Raw genomic sequence first — 25,142 nt, forward strand, 5'->3', positions numbered from 1 at the left:
CCGGGCATGGCTGACTTTCGGGTAAGCGGGCAGCTAGTTCGCCGGTACCGTTGATACGTCTTTTCGGCGGCCGGAACAAGTGGCATGTCGGTCAGAAACGCGCGTTGTCACGCACGGAGTTGACCACTCGGCGAATGTCATTCATATAGTCTGGTGGCCCGGTCATCCGTAGCACCAACTGGCGGTCGATAGCACCGTCCGGTGACGAACGCCAGAATGCCACAAGAACAATGCCGTACTTTTCGGCGCCGTTCAGTTTCACGGTCTCGGCCAGAACGACATACTGCCCGGCGCTGCGCCATTGCAGCCCCCACGCCTCTTCGGCCTTGCGCAGGGCGACCCGTTGGTCCTCTTTGCAATCACGGCACTCGCGGACGATCAACTCGCCGCCGACCTCCGAGTTGTCCCCGATCGAGGCGCCGCAGTTGTACTCGACCTGCCCCTCGGCGCTGCTGCCCGGGGTGCAGTCCCAGTTGGCGGGCGCCAGGAACGTGATGCCCAGTCCCTCCGGGTTGAGGGTGCGAACCGCCCCACCCTGGACGAAGGACGGCCACGTGGGCCAGTCTCCAGGGCGGGGTGGCTCCAGGCCCGGCTGCTGGGGCGGGCCGGCCGGCAACGAGGCCGTCGCACGGGACTCGGCCACCCCGGTGGGCGTGGGGCTCGCCGTCGTCGGCTCGGACGGCCCCCCGAAGCTGCTCCACGCGAGGGCACTCCCACCGGCCACGAGGACCACCACCAGGGCGGCGATCCCGACCCAGAGCCCGGTACGGCTCTTGCGTGGCGGCGAGGGGCGGATCCGTTGGGTCGGCGAGCTGAACGGGTCGTGCGCCGGCGCGACGAAAGTGTCCGGGCTCGATCTGCTCGGCGGTGGGGTGTACGAGGCCGGCGGTGACGAGGTCGCGCCGGCCGGCGAGGTGGGTACGCCGGAGACGGAGTGCGGTGCGGCGGAGACCAACTGGCCGGGGATCGGGCCGGACTGCACCGCCCAGGGGGCCTGCGGGCCGCCGGAGACGGGCTGCGGCGGGCCCGACACCGGCGGGGCGGACACCGCGGGTGGGGCCGAGACGGAGGGCGGAGCGGAGACCGCGGGCGGGGCGGAGACCGAGGGTGGGGCCGACGTCGGTGGGGCCACCGTCGGCGCGGGGACGTAGTCGACACCGAGCGCGCGGAACAGCTTCTCGGCGCCCGGGCCCGCCTCGGCGGGGTAGGCCACCCACGGCGCGGCGGCGGAGAAGTCCGCGTACGTGTAGGGCATCGGATCGGCCGACTGCGCCAGCAGGTCGGCGGCGCCGGCGAACGCCTCACGCCAGCCGGGTGTGGCGGCCACGGCGGCGTCGAGGACAGCGACGGTGACGAATCGACCCTGCTCGTCGATCGCGGCCCATGCTTTCCCCACCGGAGACCCGCCGAGCGCGTGGGTGTACCTGTAGGGGCCTTCCGGCTGCATCCGCACTCCTCCGTTGAACCGCCGTGCGGATAGTACCGACCGTCGGCCAACCCGGCCTGCCCGCCCGGGGCGGGCGGGGAGGGCTGGGATCGCTTGCCAGTGAAAGTTCTCATGCATAGAGTCGGCCCATGAATGAAGGAGCTGTCGAGCCACCCGCTGACCGGGTGCTCGACCTGTTCCAAGGGGTGCGGCTCACCCCCACACAGCGCCGGATCGCGCACTGTCTGGTGCAGCACGCCCCCACCGTGGCCTACCTGTCCGCCGCCGAGGTCGCCGAGCTGGCCGGGGTCAGCCAGCCGTCGGTCACCCGGTTCGCCGTCGCGCTCGGCCACGACGGCTACCCGGCGCTCCGCCGCCGCCTGCGGGACCTGACCACGGCGTCGCCCGGCGGGTCGACGGACGCCGGCAACGAACTCCAGCAGGCGGTACGCGCCGAGATGGTGAACCTGGACCGACTTGCCGGTCAGCTCGCCGACCGGGACCGGATCGCCGAGACCGGGCGGTTGCTCGCGGGAAGTCGTCCACTGCCGGTGCTCGGCCTGCGTGCCGCCGCGCCGCTGGCCGCCTACTTCGCCTACTTCGCGGCAAAGGTGCACCCGGACGTACGGGTTCTCGACGACGGCGGCAGCCTGCTCACCGACCGGCTGGAGCAGGCCGCCGAGGCCGGGGCGTCCGCCGTGCTCGCCTTCGTGCTGCCCCGCTACCCCCGGGAAACCCTCGACGCGCTGCGCGATGCCCGCCACGCCGGGCTGACAGTGGTGGCGATCACCGACTCGCCGGTCAGCCCGGCCACCGAGCACGCCGACGTGGTGCTCGCCGCCGCCGTCGGCGCGCACCTCGTCTTCGACCTGCACACCGCACCGATGACCCTGGCCATGGTGCTGTTGCAGGCGATCTGCGATGCCGCGCCGGCCGACACCCAGCGCCGACTGGAGGCGTTCGAAGCCTCCGCGGCCCGCCGACAGTTGTTCCTCGGTTGACCGGAGGAGATGCAGAGATGACCACGCCGATCCGTGCCGCACGGGGCAGCCAGCTCACCACCCGCGGGTGGCAGCAGGAGGCCGCCCTGCGGATGTTGATGAACAACCTCGACCCCGAGGTGGCCGAACGCCCCGACGACCTCGTCGTCTACGGCGGCACCGGCAAGGCCGCCCGGGACTGGCCGTCCTACCACGCGTTGGTCCGTACGCTCACCGACCTGCGCGAGGACGAGACGATGCTCGTGCAGTCGGGCCGCCCGGTCGGGGTCATGCGCACCCACGAGTGGGCGCCCCGGGTGCTGCTCGCCAACTCGAACCTGGTCGGTGACTGGGCGACCTGGCCGGAGTTCCGCCGCCTCGAACAGCTCGGCCTGACCATGTACGGGCAGATGACCGCCGGTTCGTGGATCTACATCGGCACGCAGGGCATCCTCCAGGGGACCTACGAGACGTTCGCGGCGGTGGCCGCCAAGAGGTTCGACAGCACCCTGGCCGGCACGCTGACGCTCACCGCCGGCTGCGGTGGGATGGGCGGCGCGCAGCCCCTCGCGGTCACCATGAACGACGGCGTCTGCCTGATCGTGGACGTGGACCGCACCCGGCTCGACCGTCGGGTGCGCGACCGCTACCTGGACGAGGTCGCCGACTCCCTGAACGACGCGATCGAGCGGGTGCTCGCCGCGAAGCGGGAGCGTCGGGCGCTGAGCGTCGGCGTGGTCGGCAACGCGGCCGAGGTCTTCCCCGAGTTGCTGAGCCGTGGCGTCGAGATCGACATCGTGACCGACCAGACCAGCGCGCACGACCCGTTGGCGTACCTGCCGGTGGGCGTGGAGCTGGCCGAGGCCCGGGACTACGCCGCCGCGAAGCCGGCCGAGTTCACCGACCGGGCCCGCGCGTCGATGGCGAAGCACGTCGAGGCGATGGTCGGCTTCCTCGACGCGGGCGCCGAGGTGTTCGACTACGGCAACTCGATCCGGGGTGAGGCGCAGCTCGGCGGCTACCAGCGCGCCTTCGACTTCCCGGGCTTCGTGCCCGCGTACATCCGGCCGTTGTTCTGCGAGGGTAAGGGCCCGTTCCGGTGGGCCGCGCTCTCCGGCGACCCGGCCGACATCGCGGCCACCGACCGGGCCATCCTCGACCTGTTCCCGGAGAACGAGTCGCTTGCCCGGTGGATCAAGCTCGCCGGTGAGCGGGTCGCCTTCCAGGGCCTGCCCGCCCGGATCTGCTGGCTGGGCCAGGGCGAACGGGACCGGGCGGGCGTGCGGTTCAACGACATGGTCGCCTCCGGTGAACTCTCCGCCCCGGTGGTGATCGGCCGCGACCACCTGGACACCGGCAGCGTCGCCAGCCCGTACCGGGAGACCGAGGGGATGGCCGACGGCTCCGACGCCATCGCCGACTGGCCGCTGCTCAACGCCCTGGTCAACACGGCCAGCGGGGCTTCCTGGGTCTCCATCCACCACGGCGGCGGGGTGGGCATCGGCAGGTCGATCCACGCCGGTCAGGTGTGCGTGGCCGACGGCACCGCCCTGGCCGGCCAGAAGATCGAGCGGGTGCTCACCAACGACCCGGCGATGGGCGTCATCCGGCACGTCGACGCGGGTTACGACATCGCCCGCGACGTGGCCGAGCGCACCGGGGTCCGCGTCCCCATGACCGAGGGACCTCAATGACAGACGACCTTTCCGCCCGGTTCCGGGCGCTGTGGGACGAGATCGCGCCGGTCGGGCGGGACGCCGGCAGCGGCGGCTACCTGCGGTACGCGTTGACCGACCCGGAGCGGGAGTTGCGCGCCTGGTTCCGCACGCAGGCCGAGCGCCGCGCCCTGCCGGTCACCGAGGACGGCAACGGCAACCTCTTCGCGCACTGGGGTGACCCGGAGGCCGCCGACGCGGTGCTCACCGGCAGCCACTTCGACTCGGTGCCGCACGGCGGGGCGTACGACGGGCCGCTCGGCATCGTGAGCGCCTTCCTCGCCGTGGACGAGCTGCGCGCCGCCGGCGTCACCCCCACCCGGCCGCTGGTCCTGGGCGCCTTCGTGGAGGAGGAGGGGGCGCGCTTCGGCGTACCGTGTCTGGGGTCGCGGCTGCTCACCGGGGCGCTGCCGGCCGAACGCGCGGCCGGCCTGCGCGACGCGGCCGGGGTGAGCTTCGCCGAGGCGCTCGGTGACCAGCCGGCGGGCGCCCGCCCGGATCTGCTGGGCCGGTTCGGCGCCTTCGTGGAGTTGCACGTCGAGCAGGGCCGGGCGCTCGTCGACACGGACGCGCCGGTCGCGGTGGCGAGCGCGATCTGGCCGCACGGTCGCTGGCGCTTCGACGTCGTCGGGGAGGGCAACCACGCGGGTACCACCCTGATGGCCGACCGTCGCGACCCGATGCTCACCTACGCGTTCACGGTGCTCGCGGCCAACAAGGAGGCCCGGCTGCGCGGCGCGCACGCCACCGTGGGCCGGGTCGCCGTCGAGCCCAACGCCACGAACGCGATCCCGTCGAAGGTGACCGGCTGGCTGGACGCCCGGGCCGCCGATCCGGAGACGCTCACCGGGCTTGTCGACGCCGTGCGCGGCAAGCTCGCCGAGCGGGCCCGCCGCGACGGTACGACGGTGACGGTCACCGAGGAGTCGGCCACCCCGGTGGTCGCTTTCGACGGTGACCTGGCCAAGCGGCTGGCCACGCTGCTCGACGCGCCGGTGCTGCCCACCGGCGCGGGACACGACGCAGGAGTGCTCGCCGCGTACCTGCCCACCGCGATGCTCTTCGTGCGCAACCCGACGGGCGTCTCGCACTCCCCCGCCGAGGCCGCCACCGACGACGACTGCGCCGCCGGGGTTCGGGCGTTGGCCGGGGTGCTGGAGGAGCTGACATGCCGGTGACACCGACCCGCTGGCTCGCCGAGTACGCCTGGCTGCCCGAGCACGCCGAGCCCACCCCCGACGTGCTGATCGAGGTCGACGACGGCCGGATCACCGCGGTGACGCCGCTCGTCGGGGCCGGAAGCCCGGAGGCCGGCGTCGAGGTGTTGCGGGACGCCACCCCGTTGCCCGGCCTGACCCTGCCGGGCATGGCCAATGCGCACTCGCACGCCTTCCACCGGGCGCTGCGCGGGCGTACCCACGGCGGGCGGGGTGACTTCTGGAGCTGGCGGGAGCAGATGTACGCCGTCGCCGACCGGCTGGACCCGGACACCTACCTCGCGCTGGCCCGCGCCGTCTACGCCGAGATGGCGCTCGCCGGGATCACCGGTGTGGGCGAGTTCCACTACCTGCACCACCGGCCGGACGGCGGCGCCTACGACGACCCGAACGCGATGAGCGCCGCGCTGGTGGAGGCCGCCGCGCACGCCGGGGTCCGACTCACCCTGCTGGACACCGCCTACCTGACGTCAAGCGTGGACGGTCGACCCCTCGCCGGGCCGCAGCGCCGCTTCGGCGACGGAGACACGGGCCGCTGGGCGCAGCGGGCCGCCGCGTTCCAGCCGGCGGACCCGCACGTGCGGGTCGGCGCGGCCGTGCACTCGGTGCGGGCCGTCCCGGCCGACCAGCTCCGCACGGTCGCCGACTGGGCGCGGGAGCGGCACGCGCCGCTGCACGTGCACCTCTCCGAGCAGCCCGCCGAGAACGACGAGTGCCGGGCCGTGCACGGGCGCTCGCCGACCGCGCTGCTCGCCGAGCACGGTGTGCTCGGGCCGCACACCACAGCCGTGCACGCCACCCACCCGACGAGCGTCGACCTGTCCCTGCTCGCCGACAGCGGGACCGGGGTGTGCCTCTGCCCGACCACCGAACGGGACCTCGCCGACGGGATCGGCCCGGCCCGGCTGATGGCCGACGCGGGGATCCGGCTCAGCCTGGGCAGCGACAGTCACGCCGTGGTCGACCTGTTCGAGGAGGCCCGCGCGGTGGAGCTGGACGAGCGGCTGCGGACCCGCCGGCGCGGCCACTTCGCACCGCTCGACCTGCTGACGGCGGCAAGCGTCGCCGGGCACGCCGCGCTGGGCTGGGCCGACGCCGGCAGGATCGCCGTGGGCGCCCACGCCGACCTGGTGACGGTACGCCTGGACAGCGCCCGCACCGCCGGGGTGCCGCCGGCGGGTGCGTTCTTCGCCGCCGGGGCTGCCGACGTCGAGCAGGTCGTGGTGGACGGCCGGGTGGTGGTGGCCGAGGGCCGGCACCTGACCGTCGACGTGCCGGCCGAGCTGGCGGCGTCGATCGAGGCGGTGCTCCCCGGATGAGCGGCAGCCTGCTTGTCGGCAACATCGGAGAGCTGGTGACCAACGGTTCCGGCGAGGGCCCGCTCGGCATCCGCCGCAACGCCGGAGTGCTCATCGAGGAGGGCCGGGTGGTCTGGGTCGGGCCGTCCGCGTACGCGCCGGCCGCCGACCACCACGTCGACGTCGGTGGGGCGGCCGTGCTGCCCGGCTTCGTGGACAGCCACGCCCACCTGGTCTTCGCCGGGGACCGGGCCACCGAGTTCGCCGCCCGGATGGCCGGGCAGCCCTACACCGGCGGGGGCATCCGGACCACCGTCGGTGCGACCCGGGCCGCCACCGACGACGAGCTACGGGCCACCGTGCGCCGGCTGCGCGGGGAGGCGCTGCGCCAGGGCACCACGACCATGGAGATCAAGAGTGGGTACGGCCTGACCGTCGCCGACGAGGCCCGCTCGCTGCGGATCGCCGCCGAGACCAGCACCGAGACCACCTTCCTGGGCGCACACGTGGTGCCCGCCGAGTACGCCGACCGCCCGGACGACTACGTCGGGTTGGTGTGCGGGCCGATGCTCGCCGCCGCCGCGCCGTACGCGAAGTGGATCGACGTGTTCTGCGAGGAGGGCGCCTTCGACGTGGACCACGCCCGCGCCATCCTGGCCTGCGGTCAGGCCGCCGGACTTGGCGTACGGCTGCACGCCAACCAGCTCGGCCCCGGCCCCGGGGTGCAGCTGGGCGTGGAGCTGGGCGCGGCGAGCGTCGACCACTGCACCCACCTCAGCGACGCCGACGTGGACGCGCTGGCGTCGACCAGGATGGACTGGACGTCGGGGTCGGAGACGACCACCGTGGCCACCCTGCTGCCCGGCGCGGAGTTCTCCACCCGCTCGCCGTACCCGGACGCCCGTCGGCTGCTCGACGCCGGGGTCACCGTCGCGCTGGCGACGGACTGCAACCCCGGTTCGTCGTACACCTCGTCGATGCCGTTCTGCGTGGCCCTCGCGGTCCGCGAGATGCGGATGACCCCGGCGGAGGCGGTCTGGGCCGCCACCGCCGGTGGCGCCCACGCGCTGCGCCGCGACGACATCGGTGTCCTCACCCCCGGCGCGCGGGCCGACCTCGTCGTCCTCGACGCGCCGTCGCACCTGCACCTGGCCTACCGGCCCGGTGTCCCCCTGATCCGCCAGGTAATACGCAACGGAGTTCCGCAATGACGAACGTGACCATCCAGCCCACCGGGATCACCGCCGACGACGTTCTCGCGGTGGCCCGCGGCACCGCCACGGTCGTCCTCGCCCCGGCGACCATCGACGCGATGGCGACCAGCCGGGCCATCGTCGACGGCATCGAGTCGTCGGGTCGTCCCGTCTACGGGGTCTCCACCGGGTTCGGGGCGTTGGCCAACACCTTCATCGCCCCGGAGCGGCGGGCCGAGCTGCAACACGCGCTGATCCGGTCGCACGCCGCCGGGGTGGGCGCGGCGATGCCGCGCGAGGTGGTCCGGGCCATGATGCTGCTGCGGGTCCGGTCCCTCGCCCTGGGCCGCTCCGGGGTCCGCCCGCTGGTCGCCGAGGCCCTCGTCGACCTGCTCAACCACGACATCACCCCGTGGGTGCCGGAGCACGGCTCGCTCGGCGCCTCCGGCGACCTGGCACCGCTGGCACACTGCGCGCTGGTGTTGCTCGGCGAGGGTTGGGTGCTCGGCCCGAACGGTGCGCGGCAGGACGCCTGCGACGCGTTGACCGCCGCCGGGCTCAAGCCGATCGAGCTGGCCGCCAAGGAGGGGCTGGCGCTGATCAACGGCACCGACGGCATGCTCGGCATGCTGCTGCTGGCCATCCACGACGCGGCGCACCTGTTCGCCATGGCCGACGTGACGGCCGCGCTGGCCATCGAGGCGATGCTCGGCTCGGAGCGGCCGTTCCTGCCCGAGCTGCACGCGATCCGGCCGCACCCCGGTCAGGCGGCGTCGGCGGCGAACATCCACCGGTTGTTGCAGGACTCCCGGGTGATGGACTCGCACCGCGACGACCTGGCGCACGCCGTGCAGGACGCGTACTCGATGCGCTGCGCGCCGCAGGTGGCGGGCGCGGCCCGCGACACCCTGGACTTCGTCCGCACCGTCGCCGCCCGGGAGCTGGTGTCCGTCGTGGACAACCCGGTGGTGCTGCCGGACGGCCGGGTCGAGTCGACGGGTAACTTCCACGGCGCGCCGCTCGGCTTCGCCGCTGACTTCCTCGCCATCGCCGCCGCCGAGGTCGGCGCGATCGCCGAGCGGAGGGTGGACCGGCTGCTCGACGTCACCCGCTCCCGGGAACTGCCGGCGTTCCTCTCCCCCGACGCCGGGGTCAACTCCGGGCTGATGATCGCCCAGTACACCGCCGCCGGGATCGTCGCCGAGAACCGTCGGCTTGCCGCCCCCGCCTCGGTGGACTCGCTGCCCACCAGCGGAATGCAGGAGGACCACGTCTCGATGGGCTGGGCGGCGGCCAAGAAGCTGCGGACCGTGCTTGACAACCTGACGAGCCTGCTCGCGGTGGAGCTGCTCGCCGGCGTACGCGGCCTTCAGCTGCGCGCCCCGCTGGAGCCGTCACCGGCCGGCCGCGCGGCCGTCGCCGCGCTCGGTGCGGCAGCCGGTGAGCCCGGTCCGGACGTGTTCCTCGCCCCGGTGATGGAGGCGGCCCGCGCCGTCGTCGCCGGGCCGGACCTGCGCGCCGCCATCGAACGAGAGGTGGGCCCGCTGGGCTGATCTCCGTCGGGTGGCTGTCGTCCGCCGACGGGTCAGGCGGCGGGCGGCAGCACCTTGGCGACCAGCTTGGCCAGCTCGCGCAGCGCCTTGCCCCGGTGGCTGATGGCGTCCTTCTCCTCCGGGGTCAGCTCCGCGTTGGTCCGGTCCTGCCCGTCGCCCAGGAAGATCGGGTCGTAGCCGAACCCGCCCTCGCCGCGCGGCGCGCGCAGAACCCGACCGGGCTGACGGCCATCGACCAGGTGCTCCTTGCCGCCGGGCAGCACCAACGCCACCGTGCAGACGAACGAGGCGGCCCGCTGCTCGTCGGGCACATCGGCGATCTGGTCCAGCACCAGCTGAAGGTTGGCCTGGTCGTCGCCGTGCTTGCCGGACCAGCGGGCGCTGAACACCCCGGGCATCCCGTTGAGCGCGTCCACCGCGATCCCGGAGTCGTCGGCGATGGTGGGCAGCCCGCTCTGCCGGCAGCCCTCCCGTGCCTTGATCAGCGCGTTCTCGCCGAAGGTCAGGCCGGTCTCCGGCAGCTCCGCGTACTGCTCGACGTCGTCAAGGCCGAGCAGCGCGATCCGGTGCGCGCCGAGTGCGCCGTCCAGGATCCGCTGCAGCTCGACGAGCTTCTTGCGGTTGCGAGTGGCGAGCAGGACCTTGTTCATGCGAGTGCCTTCCGCTGGGCTTCGGCCAACTCGGCGCAGCCGGCGACGGCCAGGTCGAGCAGGGCGTCGAGCTGGTCGCGGGCGAACACGCCCGCCTCGCCGGTGCCCTGCACCTCGACGAAGTCGCCCGCGCCGGTGCACACCACGTTCATGTCCACCTCGGCGGCGACGTCCTCCTCGTAGCAGAGGTCGAGCCGGGCCTCCCCGGCGATGACGCCCACGCTGACCGCGGCCACCGACCGGTGCATCACCTTCTCCGGCTTGCCGGCCAACGCCTTGCGGGCGGCGAGCCAGCCCACCGCGTCGTGCAGCGCGACGTACGCGCCGGTGATCGCGGCCGTGCGGGTGCCGCCGTCGGCCTGGAGCACGTCGCAGTCGAGCACGATCGAGTTCTCGCCGAGCGCCTTGAGGTCGATGCTGGCCCGCAGGCTGCGACCGATCAGCCGGGAGATCTCGTGGGTGCGGCCACCGACCCGACCCTTGATGCTCTCCCGGTCGGAGCGGGTGTTCGTGGCCCGGGGCAGCATCGCGTACTCGGCGGTCACCCAGCCGAGCCCGGAGCCCTTGCGCCAGCGGGGCACCCCCTCGGTGACGCTCGCCGTGCAGAGCACCCGGGTGCCGCCGAACTCGACGAGCACCGAGCCCTCCGGGTGGGTGCTCCAGCCACGGGTCAGGGTCACCGGTCGAAGTTGAGAGGGCCCTCGCCCGTCAGGTCGCGCCATCCCTGCACCCTATGCGGTCCGGCTCTCCACCTCGCTCGGGGTGTCCCGGAGAACGTCCGCGCCGTGCACACCGAGGAACCCGGCGACCGCCGCCGGCCAGCCGAACTCCTCGGCCCGCGCCCGCGCGGCCCGCCGCCGCAGCGCCTCCGGCCGGGCCGTCAGGCGGGTCACCGCCGCCGCCATCGACACCCCCGAGGCGTACGCCGCCAGCCCGGCCTCGCCGACCACCTCGGGCAGCGCACTCGCCGCGTTGACCACCACCGGAGTGCCGCAGGCCAAGGCCTCCAGGCCGGCGAGACCGAAGGTCTCCACCGGGCCCGGCGCCAGCACCACGTCCGCGCTGGCAAGCAACGCGGCCACCGCGGCGCGGTCCGGCAGGAAGCCGGTGAAGGTGACCGGCAGCCCCGCCGCCCGGCGGGCCAGCGGGCCACGCAACGGGCCGTCGCCAGCCATCACCAGCACCGCCGGTACGCCCGCGCGGCGCAGTTCGGCGAGGGTCTGCACGGCCAACTCCGGTCGTTTCTCCGGAGAGAGCCGCGCGCAGTGCACCAACAGCACCTCGGTGGCATCGGCGTAGCGCTCGCGGACCTGCGGGTCGGCCCGGTGCGGGGCGAAGGTGTCCAGGTCCACCCCGAGCGGCACCAGATCCACGTTGTCCGCGCCGATCCGGTCGAACTCCTCGGCAGCCCACCGGGTCGTGCAGACGATCCGGTCGTACGCCCGACTGGTCGCCACGTTGAGCCGGTCGGCCGTCGGCCGGCGCAGCGCCTCCGGCACGCCCCACTGGCCGAGCAGCCCGGTCAGCGACTCGTGCGACACCATCACCGAGGGCAGCCCGTGCGACCGCGCCCACCGGCCGGTCCAGCGCAGCGACGACCGGTCGGAGACCTCCAACCGGTCCGGTGCCAGGTCGGTGAGGACCCGGGCCAACCGGCGTCGGCCGGCCAACACCCGGTAGCCGCCGGTGCCCGGCAGCTGCGGCCCGGGCAGGGTGACCACCCGCCCCCACGGGTACGTCTCGTCGGCGGCCCGCGGACCGGGTATCACCAACACCGGGTCGTGCCCGGCCGCCCGGTAGCCCGTGCCGAGGTGCCGCAGCGCGGTACGCAGCCCGCCGGAGCGTTCCGTCACGAAGTTGGCGAGCCGCACGATCCGCAGCCCACGTGCCGCCCCGGTCACGACGCGGCCGGCAGGCCGGCGGTGGCGGCCACGGCGCGTACCGCGTGGTAGTGCCCGACCAGCTCGTCGCCGACGGCCGCCCAGCTACGGCGGCTGACCGCGACGCGGGCGGCCAGCCCGTAGGCCCGCCGCCGGTCGGCGTCGACGGCCAGCTCGGCCACCGCCGCGGCGATCGCGTGCCCGTCGTTCGGCGGCACCAGCAACCCGGTCACGCCCTGGTCGACCAGGTCGACGGGGCCGCCGCTCGCCGGTGCCACGACCGGCACCCCGGAGGCCAGCGCCTCCTGGATGGTCTGACCGAAGGTCTCGTGCGGTCCGGTGTGCACGAACAGGTCCAGGCTGGCGTAGAGCCGTGCCAGATCGTCGCCCTGCTGCACGCCCAGGAAGGTCACCCCGGGCAGCTCCCGCTCCACCTGGCGGCGGGTCGGGCCGTCGCCGGCCACCACCACCCGTACGCCGGGCAGTCGGGACGTCGCCGCCAGCAACTCCACCCGCTTCTCCGGGGCCAGCCGACCGACGTAGCCGACCAGCAGCTCACCACCGGGCGCCAGCCGGGCCCGCAGCGCCGCGCACCGCCTGGCCGGGTCGAAGCGAACGGCGTCCACCCCGCGCCGCCACAGCCAGATGCGCTGCACCCCGTTGGCGATCAGGTCGGCGGCGGCCCGGGTGGAGGGGGCGAGGGTTCGTTGCGCCGAATTGTGGATCTCGCGGATCCGACGCCACGCGGCCGCCTCACCCCAGCTCACCCGATAGGCGCGGGCGTACGCCGCCACATCGGTCTGGTAGACCGCCACCATCGGCAGCCCGTGCCGGCTGGCCAGCGTGGCCGCCCGTGCGCCGAGGACGAACGGACTGGCCAGGTGGACCACGTCCGGCTCGGCCGAGAGCAGCGCCCCGGTCAGCCGGGCGTTCGTGGGCACGCCCAGCCGGAAGCCCTGATAGCGGGGCAGCGGCACGCTCGGAATGCGCACCACCGGGTAGGGCAGCCGGTCGACTCCCGGCCGACCGGGCGGGGCGGGCGCGATGACCACCGGCTCATGGCCCCGGTCGAGCAGGTGCTCCGCCGTCCGCACCACTGAGTGCGCGACGCCGTTCACATCCGGTGGGAACGACTCGGTCACGATGGCGATCCGCATGCCCACACCGTGCGGGTGCCACGGGTGCGCCAGACGACCGCCCGCTGACCGGACGGCAAACAGTACGGCACAACACCGCGGCCCGGCCGCGCGAAGCGGACGGGGTGCGTCAGACGTCGTAGCTGGCGCCGGGCCGGACCACCTCGAGGGGCCCGCTGTACGCGGCGGCGGCCGACTCCAGGGTGTGCGCCTCACTGCCCCAGGCGGGCACCAGATGGGTCAGGAGCAGCCGGCCCACCGCGGCCTTGGTCGCCGCCTCGCCGGCCTCCCGACCGGTCAGGTGCAGATCCGGCGGATTGTCCACGCCGTCGAGGTAACTGGCCTCGCAGAGGAACACGTCGGCGTTCTGGGCCAGGCGCAGCAGCGCGTCGCAGGGCGCGGTGTCCGACGAGTAGCACAGCGACCGGCCGTCGTGCTCCAGCCGCACGCCGTACGTCTCGACGGGGTGGTTGACCCGGTCGACGGTGACCGCGAACGGGCCGATCGGGAAGGTGCCCGGCTGTAGCGCGTAGAACTGGTACACGTCCTCCACCGAACCGTCGTCGCCGTACGCGGCGCTGAGCCGGTCCGGCGCGCCGGCGGGCGCGTAGACGGGCAGCGCCGGGTAGGGGCCGTCCGGGGCGTACCGGCGCACCACCACGTACAGCACGGCGTCGAACATGTGGTCGCAGTGCAGGTGGGTCAACAGGATCGCGTCCGGGGCGTGCAGCCCCGCGTACCGCTGGAGGCTGGACAGCGACCCCGAGCCGAAGTCGACGAGGAGCCGGAAACCGTCGGCCTCGACGAGATAGGCCGAGCAGGGGGACTCGGGGCCAGGGAAACTGCCGGCGCTCCCCAGAACGGTCAGTCGCATCGAGTGGTCTCGCTGTCACTGTCAGTAGCACCCGTGCCGGCGACAGTCCCGGCCATGATCTCTACCGACGCGTACGCCACGCTGCGCAGCCTACGCTGGCGCACCCTGCAGCAAGAATGATCCAACGGAAGTTGTCACGAACGTGACACCTGCTCGCGGTCCGCCGGGCAGCATACGGGCCGTCGACACATGTCGACGGCCCGTAGTCGGCAGACCGGATCGGTCAGGCCCAAAGCTGCCCCTCCAGGGCGTCCTCGGCATCGGCGAGCGTGCCGCCGTACGCGCCTGTCGACAGGTACTTCCAGCCGCCGTCGCAGACCACGAAAGCCACATCGGCCCGTCGGCCGTCGCGCACCGCCTCGTGCGCCACCGCGAGCGCGGCATGCAGGATGGCACCGGTGGAGAACCCGGCGAAGATGCCCTCCACCTCCACCAACTGGCGGGTGCGCAACACCGCGTCCCGGGTGCCGACCGAGAACCGCCGGGAGAGCACCGAGGCGTCGTAGAGCTCCGGCACGTACCCCTCGTCGATGTTGCGCAGGCCGTAGACCAACTCGCCGTAGCGCGGCTCGGCGGCCACGACCTGAATGCCCTCGACCTTCTCCCGCAGGTAACGCCCGGTGCCCATCAGGGTGCCGGTGGTGCCCAGCCCGGCCACGAAGTGCGTGATGCTCGGCAGGTCGTGCAGCAGCTCAGGCCCGGTCGTCTCGTAGTGCGCCCGCGCGTTGGCCTCGTTGCCGTACTGGTAGAGCATCACCCAGTCCGGGTGCTCGACGGCGATCTGCTTGGCGGTGGCGACCGCCTGGTTGGAACCGCCGGCCGCCGGCGAGAAAATGATCTCGGCCCCGTACATCCGGAGCAGCTGGACCCGCTCGGTGGAGACGTTCTCCGGCATCACGCAGACCAACCGGTAGCCCCGCAGCTTGGCCACCATCGCCAACGAGATGCCCGTGTTGCCGCTCGTCGGCTCGAGGATGGTGTCGCCGGCCCGGAGCCGGCCAGCCTCCTCCGCCGCCCGGACCATGAACAGCGCCGCGCGGTCCTTGATGCTGCCGGTGGGGTTGCGGTCCTCCAGCTTGGCCCAGAGCCGCACCGGAGGAGCCCCGTCGGGCACCGTCGGGGAGAGCCGGGGCAGGCCGACGAGCGGCGTGCCCCCGCAGGCGTCGAGCAGGCTGTCGTACCGCGCCATGGCGGCCGACCTCAGCGAGCCGCGACGGCGTCGCGGGCCCCCGCGGCGCTGTGCGAGCTGGCCCCCGCTGCCGCGGCGCTGTGCGAGCTGATCGCCGCTGCCGCGGCGCTGTGCGAGCTGATCGCCGCTGCCGCCGCGCTGTGCGAGCTGATCGCCGCTGCCGCCGCGAAGCCGAACGCGCCGCCGGCCACGGCCGGCAGGATGGTGACGCTGTCGCCGTCGGAGAGCTTCGCGTCGAGCGCGCCGAGGAAGCGGACGTCCTCGTCGTTGACGTAGACGTTGACGAAGCGGTGCAGCGTGCCCGCGTCGGTGATCAGCCGGCCGCGCAGACCGCCGTGCCGGGAGTCAAGGTCGGTGAGCAGATCGGCGAGCGTGTCGCCGCTGCCGTCGACGACCTTGGCGCCGCCGGTGTAGCTGCGCAGGATGGTGGGGATGCGAACCTCGATGGCCATGATGTCGAACTCCTCGATCGGGTGTGCCTACGGTGACGGGACGAGACGGCTGCGGCGCTGACAGGTCAGCGACCGGAACACTCGTAATCGACCGTCGCCGGGCTCTGCCCGAACATGTAGGACTGCACGGCATGCGGGTCGACCCCGGCCTCCACGACCTGGACCGGCTCCTCGGTGACCACGCCGTCGACGATTCGGAACGACCGGATCTCCTCCGAGTCGGGCTCACGGGTCGAGACGAGCAGGTAGTGCGCCCCCGGCTCACCGGCGAAGGAGACATCCGTCCGCGACGGGTATGCCTCGGTGGCGGTGTGCGAGTGGTAGATGACGACGGGTTCCTCGTCCCGGTCGTCCATCTCCCGCCACACGCGCAGGTGCTCCATCGAGTCGAACTCGTAGAAGGTCATCGAGCGCGCGGCATTGTCCATCGGGATGTGCCGGGTCGGGGTGTCGCTGCCGACGGGACCGGCGACCACGCCGCACGCCTCGTCGGGGTGGTCCCGGCGCGCGTGGGCGACGATCGCGTCGATGATCGACCGGTCGATGCTCAGCACGTGCACCAGCCTAACGCCTGACGAGCACGGGCCGAAGTGGTGCCGGTCACGCTTAGTCGATCAAGGCGTTGAGCAGCGACTCCTGTAGATACCCGAGATAGGCGTAGACCGAAAGCTGGAACACCCGGCTGGACCCCGGGTCGTCAGCGACCGCGTCGTCCAACTCCTCGCCCAGATCCGTGCCGTCCTTGATCTCCAGGCGAACGCCCATCGCGAGCCGGGCGTCGTTGAGCGCCCGCAACCACGCCTCGGCTGCCTCGGCGTCCAGCCGCACCTCGCCACCGGCGTCGTCGGGCAACGCGGCCAGGATCGCCCCCGCCTGATCGATCTTCGCGGTCTTCAGGTCGCCCTCGGTGTAGCGGCGGAACTCGGCGGTGCCCGGAGCGTCCTGTGGGTAGACCGCCGGGAAGAGCCGACCGACGACCGGGTCGGTGTGGTCGAAGCCATCGGTGAGCAGACCCACCACCTCGGAGGCGACCTTGCGCAGCACCCGCACCTCGTCGACGGCGAAGACGGCGACGTAGCGACCGGCCTGGCGCCGGAACATGCTCATGATCTGTCCACCGTCGCCCACAGCCCGTACGCGTGCAGCTGCGACGCGTCGTGCTCCATCCGCTCCCGGGCGCCGGTGGAGACCACGGCACGGCCCTTGTGGTGCACGTCAAGCATCAGCTGTTCGGCCCTCTCCCGGCTGTAGCCGAAGAGCTTCTGGAAAACCCAGGTCACGTACGTCATCAGGTTCACCGGGTCGTCCCACACGATCGTCACCCACTGCCGGTCGGACGCCGGCACCTCGTCAGTGTCCGGCGTCTCGACCGGTACAGCCTGCGGAGCCGCCATGCCCCCCATCGTGCCACCGGTTTCCCGGAACCGAGGAACCGGAACGCCGGCCCGGCGCGGATCACCCACCCCGGGCACTCCCGACCCGCCCCGGACGCCATCGGACCCGGGGTCCGACCCGGACCCCGACCAACCGGTGAGCGCGCCGTCAGGCGAGCAGGATGCCGTGATCGACTGCATCGGAGAGCACCACGCCCAGCGAGAGGCGGATCACCTCGAACCGTCGGGAGATCTCCCTGGACAACCCCAACTCGACCTCACGCACGGCCCGCTGGGACCAGGCCCGCGCCGCGCTGTGGTCGTCGTTGCCAGGCGTACGCCACTGCTGCCAGCACCCGCCGGAGAGCGCCACCGCGACCGGCGGGAGCACCTCGTCACGGGACGCCGCCGGATAGCTTGCGGCGGCGTCGATCGCCTCGGCGCCGGTCAACTCGGCCACGCCGGCCGTGCTCGTGATCAGCAGCACCTTGTCCAGTTCGTGGCCGGGCCGGTGATCGGCCAGGCCGTACTGCACCGCGGCGGCGATCCGGCGTCGCACGCCCTCGGCCGGCGGCGCGCCGAGCACCCGGGACGCGACATCGGTCATGATGCCGCGCACCGCCTGGTCGCACTGCGCGGTGGCCAACAGCGACAACGCCGCCATCTCACGGTCGAGGAGATCCGGTAGGCCGGCACAGCCGACGCCGAACACGATCTCCTGAACGGCCCGCAAGTGAATGTTCGCCAATTCCAGAGCGAGGTGCTGGCGGATCCGCTGGGCACACGAGCGGGTGTGGCGATCCAGCCGTTCCGACCAGTCGCCCGGATCGGCGGCCACCGCGACGCGACCCTGCTGACCCGGCAGGACCGGTGGGTCGACGCTGGCCCGCTGCAACCCCTCACGCGACGACCAACCCACAAGCGCCCGCCGAAGGTCGGCGGCGGTGTCGGCGTCGTCCACCGGGAACCACCGTGCGGCGGCCAGCGCCGGCACCGCGGCCAGCAGCGCGGCCCGGTGTGCCTCCACCGTCACCGCGACCGCGTCCACCTCGGCTTCCGCATCCCTGACCGGCGGGACGGACGCCCCCGCGCCCTCCGTATTCGCCGCGCCGTCGGCAAGCGGAGCCCAACCCGACGCGCCGGGAGTGACCGCGAAGACGACCTCCACCGAGGTCGGGGCGACCTCGGCGAGCAGATTCAACTCGGCGGCGGTGAAGGCCTGGTCGGCGGCGATCACGAAGAGCAGCGCGCCGGCTCGACCCGCCGCCTCGAGCAGCACCCGGGTGCCGGACACGCCGAGGGTTGCGGTGTCCGGAACATCGATCAGGGTGAAGTGCCGAAGTAGCGGCTCGGGCACGCTCAGCTCGACCCGTCGGGGCGGGCGGGCCAGCGCCGGACCGGCGGCGTCCCGGTCCGCGCCGTACGAGTGCGGCTGGCGGTAACCGGGCACGAACGCCGCGCGGGTGGGCACCTTGGCGTTGCGCACCACCAACCAGCTGCCGCCGGGCACGGTAAGCATGACCGGGTCGAGCCCGAGCAGGGTGGCGAGCACGGCACGCCGCTCGGCACCGGCCGGGCCGACGGCGACCACACCGAGCGGCTCGTCCGGTGCGGGGCCGGACACGCCGACCCGGCTGGGCAGCGGACCGCAGGTGGGTAGGTCGGCTGGGCCGGTCATGTCGCCCGGCGAGTCGACCGAAGGGAGAGGGCCCTGCTTCATCAGGTGCCTCCCGTTGCAGGTGACCGGGGGTCCGGTCGCGAAAATTCCGGTGCATGACCCGGATGTCGGAAGACTACGGGCGGGCCGGCGACCGAGCGGAACACCTCGGGTACTCACCGGTAATTGTGCGATTACTCAACTTCGTACGGTGACGGTGCGGGCGCGGACGGATTCCGGTCGATATGCTGCGCGAATGAGTCGGTGGGAGTTCGTCGGCCGCACGGATGAGCTCAACCGCCTGCTGGAGGCGGTGACCGGCGAGGCCGGGCGCGGGCTCTTCTTCAGTGGCAGCGCCGGCATCGGCAAGAGTCGACTGCTGCGCGAGGGTGTCGGCGCGTTGCCCACCGACAGGTTCGCCATCTGGTCCATCGCGGCCAGCGCCACCACCGCGGCGTTGCCGTTCGGTGGGCTGGTCCAGGTCCTCCCCGCCGAGCAGCCCCAGGGCCTCTCCCCCGCCGGCGTTCTGCGTTGGGCGCTCAACGTGCTGCAACAGCAGGCCGCCGGCCGACGGATCGTGCTCGCCATCGACGACGCCCACCTGCTCGACCCGCCCTCGGCCGCGCTTGTGCACCTGGTCGCCCGCGCCGAGAACGCCACAGTGGTCGGCACCCTGCGCGACGGCGAGCAGATCCCGCTGCCGATCCGCGCACTCTGGACCGACGACCTGGTCGAGCACGTCGAGCTGACCCCGATGCCGCAGGAGCAGACGACGGACCTGCTCGCGGCGATCCTGGGTGGTCCGGTCGACGCCAACTCCGCCGACCGGCTCGGCCGGCTCTCGTCCGGCAACCCGCTGCTGCTGCGCGAGCTTGTGCACGCCGCAAACGGCAGCGCCGAGTTGAAGCGCACGTACGGCATCTGGAAGTGGACCGGCCGCCTGGAGCTGGCGCCCAGCCTGACCGACCTGATCGACACCCGGGTCGGCAAGCTCACCGACGGCGTCCGCGCGGTCGTCGAGCTTGTCGCGTTCGGCGAGCCACTCGGCCTGCACCTGCTGAAGCAGGCCGCCGACCAGTCGGATGTGGAGACCGCCGAGGAACGCGGGCTGATCACCGTGGATCAGCACGACCGGCGCACGAACGTCCGGCTGGCGCACCCGCTCTACGGCGAGGTGATGCGCCGCCGCTGCCCGGTCAGCCGCACCCGCCGACTTCAGGCGCACCTCGCCGAGCTGCTGGAGCAGGTCGGCAAACGTCGACGCGACGACCTTCTGCGGGTTGCCGTCTGGCGACTCGACTCGGGCACCGCACAGGACCCGGCCCTGCTGCTGGACGCCGCGGTGCAGGCGTTCACCCGCTACGACGTGCCGCTGGCGACCCGCCTGGCACGGGCCGCGCTGCACGCCGACGGCGGCTACGACGCGGCGGAGCTGCTGGCCACCATCCTGATGTTCGCCGACCGACCCGACGAGGCGATCGACGTCCTCGACGCGGTCACCCCCGAGCCCGGCGACGAACGGCGGTTCTGCCGCTGGCTGACCGTGCGCGGCATGGTCAGCTACTGGGGGTTGAGCCGAGAGTCCACGGTGGAGGAGATCGCGAGCCGGGCCGAGCAGCTCGGTGACTCCGCCGACAGGTCCCGCGTGCACGCCTTCGAGGCCATCATGCGCCTGCACCGACTGGACACGGCCGCCGCGGTGCGGCTCAGCCAACGGGTCCTGGACCGACCGGCGGCCGGCGTCGCCGCCCGCGAGCTGGCCCGGTCCACAATCGCGTACGTCCAGGCCGCGCAGGGCGAGCTGACCCGCAGTGGTACGGCGATCGCCCAGGTGCACTCGGCCGCGGCCAGTTGGCGCACCGACATGCCGTACCTCCAGTTGGCCCTGGAGCTGGCCCGGGGCACCCGCCTCATGCTCACCGGCGACCTGGCCGGGATCGACGCGATCGTGGCCGACGAGTTCGCCGACCTCGCCGGGGCCGGCGACTTCCGCCTCGGCACCGGCTACCTGGCCATCCTCCAGGCGTACGGGGCCCGGATGCGCGGGCAGAGCGACGCGGCCATGCGAACCTCCTTGGGCGCCTGCGCGGTGCTGGCCACGAGTCGGGTCTACGCCGGTCTGGCCCAGGCCGAACGCGCCCAGTCGGCGGCGCTGCGTGGTGACGCCGCGCAGGCGGTTGCGGCGATGGCCGAGGCCGACCGCACCCACGCGCCGGGCATGGCGGTGCTCTACCCGTGGCTGGAGCAGGCCCGGGGCGCGTCCCTCGCCGCGTCGGGCGACCTGCCGGGCGCGGTCAAACACCTCGGCGACCTGGTGGATCGGCTCCGTTCGGACGGCTTCGCCGGGCACGAGGTGCACGTCCTGCACGACCTCGTGCGACTGGACCAGGCGGGCATGGCGGTCGGGCCCACCTGCTCCGATGGTGGGCGGCGCACCGTCGCGCAGCGCCTCGCCGAGCTCTCCGAGCAGGTCGACGGCGTACTCCCGCCGCTGTTGGCCCGGCACGCCCGCGCCGCGGTCACAGGCTGCCCCACCGACCTGCTCGCGGTCGCCGACGACTACGCCGCCCTGGAGTTGACCGTGTACGCCGCCGAGGCCACCTCCCAGGCCGTTCAACGCCTGCGCCACCAGCACTCGGCCGCGGCGAACGACGCCCGGGAGCGCCTCGCCGGCTTGCTCGGGCGCTGTGACCTGATCCGGACGCCGGCGCTGCAGGCCGGCGCGCCAGTGCTGACCGAGCGGGAGTGGCAGGTGGCCCGCCTGGCCGCACACGGCGCCCCCAGCCGGGCCATCGCCGAACGGCTCTACCTGTCGGCGCGCACCGTGGAGAACCACCTCCAGCGGATCTACGCCAAGCTCGGCGTCACCGGTCGGGCCGAGCTGTGGGCGGCGTTACGTTCGATCCCGGGCCACGACGGCGGCGACCCGAGCTGAACCTTAGGCTGGGGCGGTGAGCACCCACCGACCCGCGCTCCTGACCGACCACTACGAGCTGACCATGGTCAGCGCGGCGCTGAAGGACGGCACCGCCGACCGACGGTGTGTCTTCGAGGTGTTCAGCCGCCGGCTGCCGAGCGGCCGCCGCTACGGCGTGGTCGCCGGGACGGCCCGGCTGATCGAGTTGATCCGCGACTTCCGGTTCGACCCCACCGAGGTCGACTTCCTGCTGCGGACCGGGGTGGTCGACGAGACGGCGGCGGCGTGGCTCACCGACTACCGCTTCACCGGCGACGTCGACGGGTACGCCGAGGGTGAGCTGTTCTTCCCGGGCTCACCGATCCTCACCGTCTCCGGCGGCTTCGCCGAGTGCGTGGTGCTGGAGACGCTTGTGCTCTCCGTGCTCAACCACGACAGCGCGGTCGCCGCGGCGGCAGCCCGGATGGTGACCGCGGCGCGGGGCCGGGCACTCATCGAGATGGGTTCGCGGCGGGCGCACGAGGAGGCGGCGGTGGCCGCGGCGCGGGCCGCGTACCTGGCCGGGTTCCGGTTCACCTCCAATCTCGCCGCCGGCGCGCGGTACGGCATCCCGACTGCGGGTACGGCGGCGCACGCGTTCACCCTGCTGCACGACGACGAGCGGGCGGCGTTCGCGTCCCAGGTGGCCACGCTGGGCAAGGACACCACGCTGCTCGTCGACACCTACGACATCAGCCAGGGCATCCGCAACGCGATCGCGGTGGCCGGGCCGGAGCTGCGGGCGGTACGGATCGACTCCGGCGACCTCGCGGTGATCGCCCAGCAGTCCCGGGAGCTGCTCGACTCGCTCGGCGCCACCGAAACCAAGATCATCGTCTCGGGTGACCTGGACGAGTACGCGATCGCCGCGCTCGCCGCCGAACCGGTGGACATGTACGGCGCCGGCACGGCAGTGGTCACCGGCTCCGGGGCACCGACCGCCGGCCTGGTCTACAAGCTCGTCGAGGTCGAGGGGCGACCGGTGGTGAAGCGTTCCGAGCACAAGGCGACAATCGGCGGTCGGAAGGTCGCGGTCCGCCGGCACAAGCCGACCGGCACCGCCACCGAGGAGATCATCGTCCCGCAGGGCGTTCCGGACCGGCAGCCCAACGACCGCCTGCTCCAGCAGTCGTACGTGGTCGCCGGTGAGCCGGTGCCGCTGCCCACCCTCGACGAGTCACGGGAGCACCTGCGGGAGTGCCTGATCTCCATCCCGTGGGAAGGGCTGAAACTCTCGGCCGGCGACGCTGCCGTGCCGGTCACCGTCGTACCCGCTGGCTGAGTCACCCCCGAGCGCCACCGACCGCGCGGAGAGAGGAACCCCCCGATGGCCAACGCGCTGATCATCGTTGACGTGCAGAACGACTTCTGCGAGGGCGGTTCGCTGGCCGTCGCCGGCGGCGCCGGGGTGGCCGCCGGCATATCCCGGTTGCTCGCCTCCGAACCGGACCGGTGGGCGCACGTGGTCGCCACCAAGGACTACCACGTCGACCCGGGCGCCCACTTCGGCGATCCGCCGGATTTCGTGGAGTCCTGGCCCCGGCACTGCGTGGTCGGCACCAGTGGTTCGGAGTTCCACCCCGCACTGGACACCGACCGGGTCGAGGCGATCTTCCACAAGGGCGAGCACGCGGCGGCGTACTCCGGTTTCGAGGGGCACGCCGACGACGGCGAGTGCCTGGCCGACTGGCTGCGTCGACACGACGTGGACCGGGTCGACCTGGTCGGCATCGCCACCGACCACTGCGTCCGGGCGACCGCGCTGGACGCCGCCCGGGAGGGTTTCGCCACCACGGTTCTGCTCGAGTTGACGGCCGCCGTCGCACCGGCGACCACCGACGTGGCCCTGCGCGCGATGGACGGCGCCGGGGTGGTCATGCAGGGCCAGCCTGTGATCAGGGCCGCATGAGGCGCTAATAGGTTGGCCAAGATGCCGCCGCCGGTCGAGGATGTCGCCGGAGGTACGGATCCACGTGAACATGAAGCCTTACCGGCAGGCACTCGCCCTGCCCGGTCTGCGGTCGCTGCTGCTGGTCGCCGTCCTCGCCCGCGTCCCGCTCACCGCGACCGGGGTGACGCTGACCTTCCACGTGGTGCTCGACCTTGGCCGGGGCTACGGGGCGGCCGGCCTGGTCGGTGCCGCTGTCACAGTGGGCGCGGCGATCGGCGGGCCGCTGCTCGGTCGACTTGTGGACCGGCGTGGACTACGCCCGGTCCTCGTGCTCACCGGGATCGCCGAGGCGATCTTCTGGTCCACCGCGCCCTCGCTGTCGTACCCCGTGCTCCTGCCGGCCGCGTTCGTGGCCGGCTCCCTGGCGCTGCCCATCTTCTCGGTGGTCCGGCAGTCGATCGCCGCGTTGGTCCCCGACGACCAACGTCGACCGGCCTACGCATTGGACTCGATGTCGGTGGAGTTGTCCTTCATGATCGGCCCGGCGTTGGCGGTGGCCCTGGTCACCGCGATCTCCGCGCAGACCACCATGTATCTGGTCGGTGGTGGCATCGTCGCCGCGGGGATCGCCCTGTGGGTGGTCAACCCGCCGATCCGCGAGGCCACCACCGAGCCGAGCGGCCCACCGCGTCGAGTGCCGCGCCGGGAGTGGCTGACTCCCCGACTGCTCGCCGTGCTGGCGCTCAGCGCCGCGGCGACCCTGGTGCTCGGTGGCACCGACGTGGCGGTGGTCGCCGTCCTGCGGGCCAGTGGTGAGGTCGGCTGGACCGGCGCGGTGCTGGCCATCTGGGCGGTCGCCTCGCTTGCCGGCGGTTTCGCCTACGGGGCCGTGCACCGCTCGTTCTCCCCGCTGGCGCTGACCGCCGCACTGGCCCTGTGCACCATTCCGGTGGGGCTGGGCGGTGCGCACTGGTGGCTGCTGTGCCTGGCGCTGATCCCCGCCGGCGCGCTCTGCGCGCCGACCATCGCGGCCGGCTCGGACGCGGTCAGCCGCCTGGTCCCGGCCGAGGTACGCGGTGAGGCGATGGGTCTGCACGGTTCCGCCGTCACCGTCGGCATCGCGGTGGGCGCGCCACTTGCCGGCGCGGTGATCGACGCCAGCGCGCCACTCTGGGGCTTCGTGGTGACAGGTGCGCTCGGCGCACTCGTCACCCTGGTGGTGCTCCCGATCGAGCTGCGCCGCCGCCGCAACGCCGAAGCGACCACCCCGCCGCCCGTCGAAGCCGACCTCGCCTCCTCCGCCCGCTGACCCCAGTCCCGCCTCGCAGAGCCTCCGCGCCCCTGCGCGGCCCCGGCCCCGCGTCCTGCGCACCAAGATCCGAGCAACTCCCCTGATGTTGCTGCCTGCGGCGGTCGGGAGGCAGCAACATCCCTGATGTTGCGCGGATCTCCGGGGGCAGGCGCGCTCGCGAGTAGACAGCACGACGTCAGCGGGCGAGCAGCACCGAGTCCACCTCACTGACGACGCGCCTCGTCTCAGCCTGCGCCGATCTTGCACTTTCTGTGGCGACAAAAGGTGCCGAAGTCCGCAGATCGGCTACACAAAGTGCAAGATCTGTGAAGGTTGCTGTCAAGCGGTGGCTTCGAGGATGCGCCAGATTTGGCGGGCTATGTAGCGTTTGAGGCTGCGGGTGATCTCGGC

General features: G+C 73.0%; 21 protein-coding genes and 1 pseudogene. 10 read left to right on the forward strand and 12 right to left on the reverse strand.

The features are described from left to right. Positions 1–91: 91 nt before the first annotated feature. Positions 92–1,447: a hypothetical protein gene (locus ACWER9_RS24095; RefSeq protein WP_452303971.1), complete on the reverse strand. Its 1,356-nt coding sequence runs from the start codon at positions 1,445–1,447 to the stop codon at positions 92–94. Between the two features lie 128 nt (positions 1,448–1,575). Between ACWER9_RS24095 and ACWER9_RS24100 the strand changes: the two genes are divergently transcribed. From ACWER9_RS24100 to hutH, 6 genes are read left to right on the forward strand one after another with little or no spacing between them, the layout of a single operon-like run. Then, complete coding sequence (locus ACWER9_RS24100; RefSeq protein WP_452303972.1) at positions 1,576–2,427, forward strand: MurR/RpiR family transcriptional regulator; 852 nt, start codon at positions 1,576–1,578, stop codon at positions 2,425–2,427. A gap of 17 nt (positions 2,428–2,444) precedes the next feature. Continuing rightward, positions 2,445–4,100 (forward strand): urocanate hydratase, encoded by a 1,656-nt coding sequence (gene hutU, locus ACWER9_RS24105; protein ID WP_452303973.1) that lies wholly within the window; start codon positions 2,445–2,447, stop codon positions 4,098–4,100. Next, positions 4,097–5,299, forward strand: a complete 1,203-nt coding sequence (locus ACWER9_RS24110; protein ID WP_452303974.1) for an allantoate amidohydrolase — start codon at positions 4,097–4,099, stop codon at positions 5,297–5,299. Before hutU ends, ACWER9_RS24110 begins: the two co-directional genes overlap by 4 nt. Then, positions 5,290–6,657, forward strand: coding sequence for a formimidoylglutamate deiminase (locus ACWER9_RS24115; RefSeq protein WP_452303975.1), 1,368 nt, complete (start codon positions 5,290–5,292; stop codon positions 6,655–6,657). The genes ACWER9_RS24110 and ACWER9_RS24115 overlap by 10 nt, the downstream gene beginning before the upstream one ends. Beyond that, positions 6,654–7,847 (forward strand): imidazolonepropionase, encoded by a 1,194-nt coding sequence (hutI, locus tag ACWER9_RS24120; RefSeq protein ID WP_452303976.1) that lies wholly within the window; start codon positions 6,654–6,656, stop codon positions 7,845–7,847. The genes ACWER9_RS24115 and hutI overlap by 4 nt, the downstream gene beginning before the upstream one ends. Then, the gene (hutH, locus tag ACWER9_RS24125) at positions 7,844–9,382 is read left to right on the forward strand and encodes a histidine ammonia-lyase (protein WP_452303977.1); all 1,539 of its coding nucleotides are present in this window, start codon (positions 7,844–7,846) and stop codon (positions 9,380–9,382) included. Before hutI ends, hutH begins: the two co-directional genes overlap by 4 nt. A 32-nt stretch (positions 9,383–9,414) precedes the next feature. Here hutH and rdgB read toward each other — a convergent pair whose 3' ends face one another. The 11 genes and pseudogenes from rdgB to ACWER9_RS24180 all read right to left on the reverse strand — a co-directional run bounded on the left by rdgB (position 9,415) and on the right by ACWER9_RS24180 (position 18,656). Next, the gene (gene rdgB, locus ACWER9_RS24130) at positions 9,415–10,032 is read right to left on the reverse strand and encodes an RdgB/HAM1 family non-canonical purine NTP pyrophosphatase (RefSeq protein WP_452303978.1); all 618 of its coding nucleotides are present in this window, start codon (positions 10,030–10,032) and stop codon (positions 9,415–9,417) included. Next, positions 10,029–10,754 carry a ribonuclease PH gene (gene rph, locus ACWER9_RS24135; RefSeq protein WP_452303979.1) on the reverse strand — a complete coding sequence of 242 codons (726 nt, stop codon included), beginning with the start codon at positions 10,752–10,754 and terminating at the stop codon, positions 10,029–10,031. Before rph ends, rdgB begins: the two co-directional genes overlap by 4 nt. Positions 10,755–10,763: 9 nt before the next feature. Continuing rightward, positions 10,764–11,933, reverse strand: coding sequence for a glycosyltransferase (locus ACWER9_RS24140; protein ID WP_452303980.1), 1,170 nt, complete (start codon positions 11,931–11,933; stop codon positions 10,764–10,766). Next, positions 11,930–13,069, reverse strand: a complete 1,140-nt coding sequence (locus ACWER9_RS24145; RefSeq protein WP_452303981.1) for a glycosyltransferase family 4 protein — start codon at positions 13,067–13,069, stop codon at positions 11,930–11,932. The genes ACWER9_RS24140 and ACWER9_RS24145 overlap by 4 nt, the downstream gene beginning before the upstream one ends. Positions 13,070–13,178: 109 nt before the next feature. Next, positions 13,179–13,922, reverse strand: a complete 744-nt coding sequence (locus ACWER9_RS24150; RefSeq protein WP_452303982.1) for an MBL fold metallo-hydrolase — start codon at positions 13,920–13,922, stop codon at positions 13,179–13,181. 223 nt (positions 13,923–14,145) lie between these two features. Continuing rightward, positions 14,146–15,111 (reverse strand): PLP-dependent cysteine synthase family protein, encoded by a 966-nt coding sequence (locus tag ACWER9_RS24155; protein ID WP_452303983.1) that lies wholly within the window; start codon positions 15,109–15,111, stop codon positions 14,146–14,148. A 152-nt stretch (positions 15,112–15,263) separates the two neighbouring features. Then, a pseudogene (locus ACWER9_RS24160) lies at positions 15,264–15,563 on the reverse strand (MoaD family protein); the annotation flags it as partial. A 65-nt stretch (positions 15,564–15,628) separates the two neighbouring features. Continuing rightward, positions 15,629–16,117, reverse strand: coding sequence for a Mov34/MPN/PAD-1 family protein (locus ACWER9_RS24165; RefSeq protein ID WP_088991173.1), 489 nt, complete (start codon positions 16,115–16,117; stop codon positions 15,629–15,631). A gap of 52 nt (positions 16,118–16,169) precedes the next feature. After that, positions 16,170–16,670 (reverse strand): DUF2017 domain-containing protein, encoded by a 501-nt coding sequence (locus ACWER9_RS24170; RefSeq protein ID WP_452303984.1) that lies wholly within the window; start codon positions 16,668–16,670, stop codon positions 16,170–16,172. Continuing rightward, entirely contained in the window at positions 16,667–16,957 is a 291-nt protein-coding gene (gene clpS, locus ACWER9_RS24175; protein ID WP_357352126.1) for an ATP-dependent Clp protease adapter ClpS, read from the reverse strand. The genes ACWER9_RS24170 and clpS overlap by 4 nt, the downstream gene beginning before the upstream one ends. A 148-nt stretch (positions 16,958–17,105) precedes the next feature. Beyond that, positions 17,106–18,656, reverse strand: a complete 1,551-nt coding sequence (locus tag ACWER9_RS24180) for a hypothetical protein (RefSeq protein WP_452303985.1) — start codon at positions 18,654–18,656, stop codon at positions 17,106–17,108. A 193-nt stretch (positions 18,657–18,849) separates the two neighbouring features. Between ACWER9_RS24180 and ACWER9_RS24185 the strand changes: the two genes are divergently transcribed. The 4 genes from ACWER9_RS24185 to ACWER9_RS24200 are packed head-to-tail and all read left to right on the forward strand — an operon-like array spanning position 18,850 to position 24,749. Then, positions 18,850–21,528, forward strand: a complete 2,679-nt coding sequence (locus tag ACWER9_RS24185) for a LuxR C-terminal-related transcriptional regulator (RefSeq protein WP_452303986.1) — start codon at positions 18,850–18,852, stop codon at positions 21,526–21,528. Positions 21,529–21,544: 16 nt separating this feature from the next. Beyond that, the gene (locus tag ACWER9_RS24190; protein ID WP_452303987.1) at positions 21,545–22,831 is read left to right on the forward strand and encodes a nicotinate phosphoribosyltransferase; all 1,287 of its coding nucleotides are present in this window, start codon (positions 21,545–21,547) and stop codon (positions 22,829–22,831) included. Between the two features lie 45 nt (positions 22,832–22,876). Further along, positions 22,877–23,458 carry an isochorismatase family protein gene (locus ACWER9_RS24195; protein ID WP_452303988.1) on the forward strand — a complete coding sequence of 194 codons (582 nt, stop codon included), beginning with the start codon at positions 22,877–22,879 and terminating at the stop codon, positions 23,456–23,458. Positions 23,459–23,498: 40 nt separating this feature from the next. Beyond that, entirely contained in the window at positions 23,499–24,749 is a 1,251-nt protein-coding gene (locus tag ACWER9_RS24200; protein ID WP_452303989.1) for an MFS transporter, read from the forward strand. Positions 24,750–25,142: the final 393 nt, after the last annotated feature.

Source organism: Micromonospora sp. NPDC003944 (assembly GCF_053605225.1).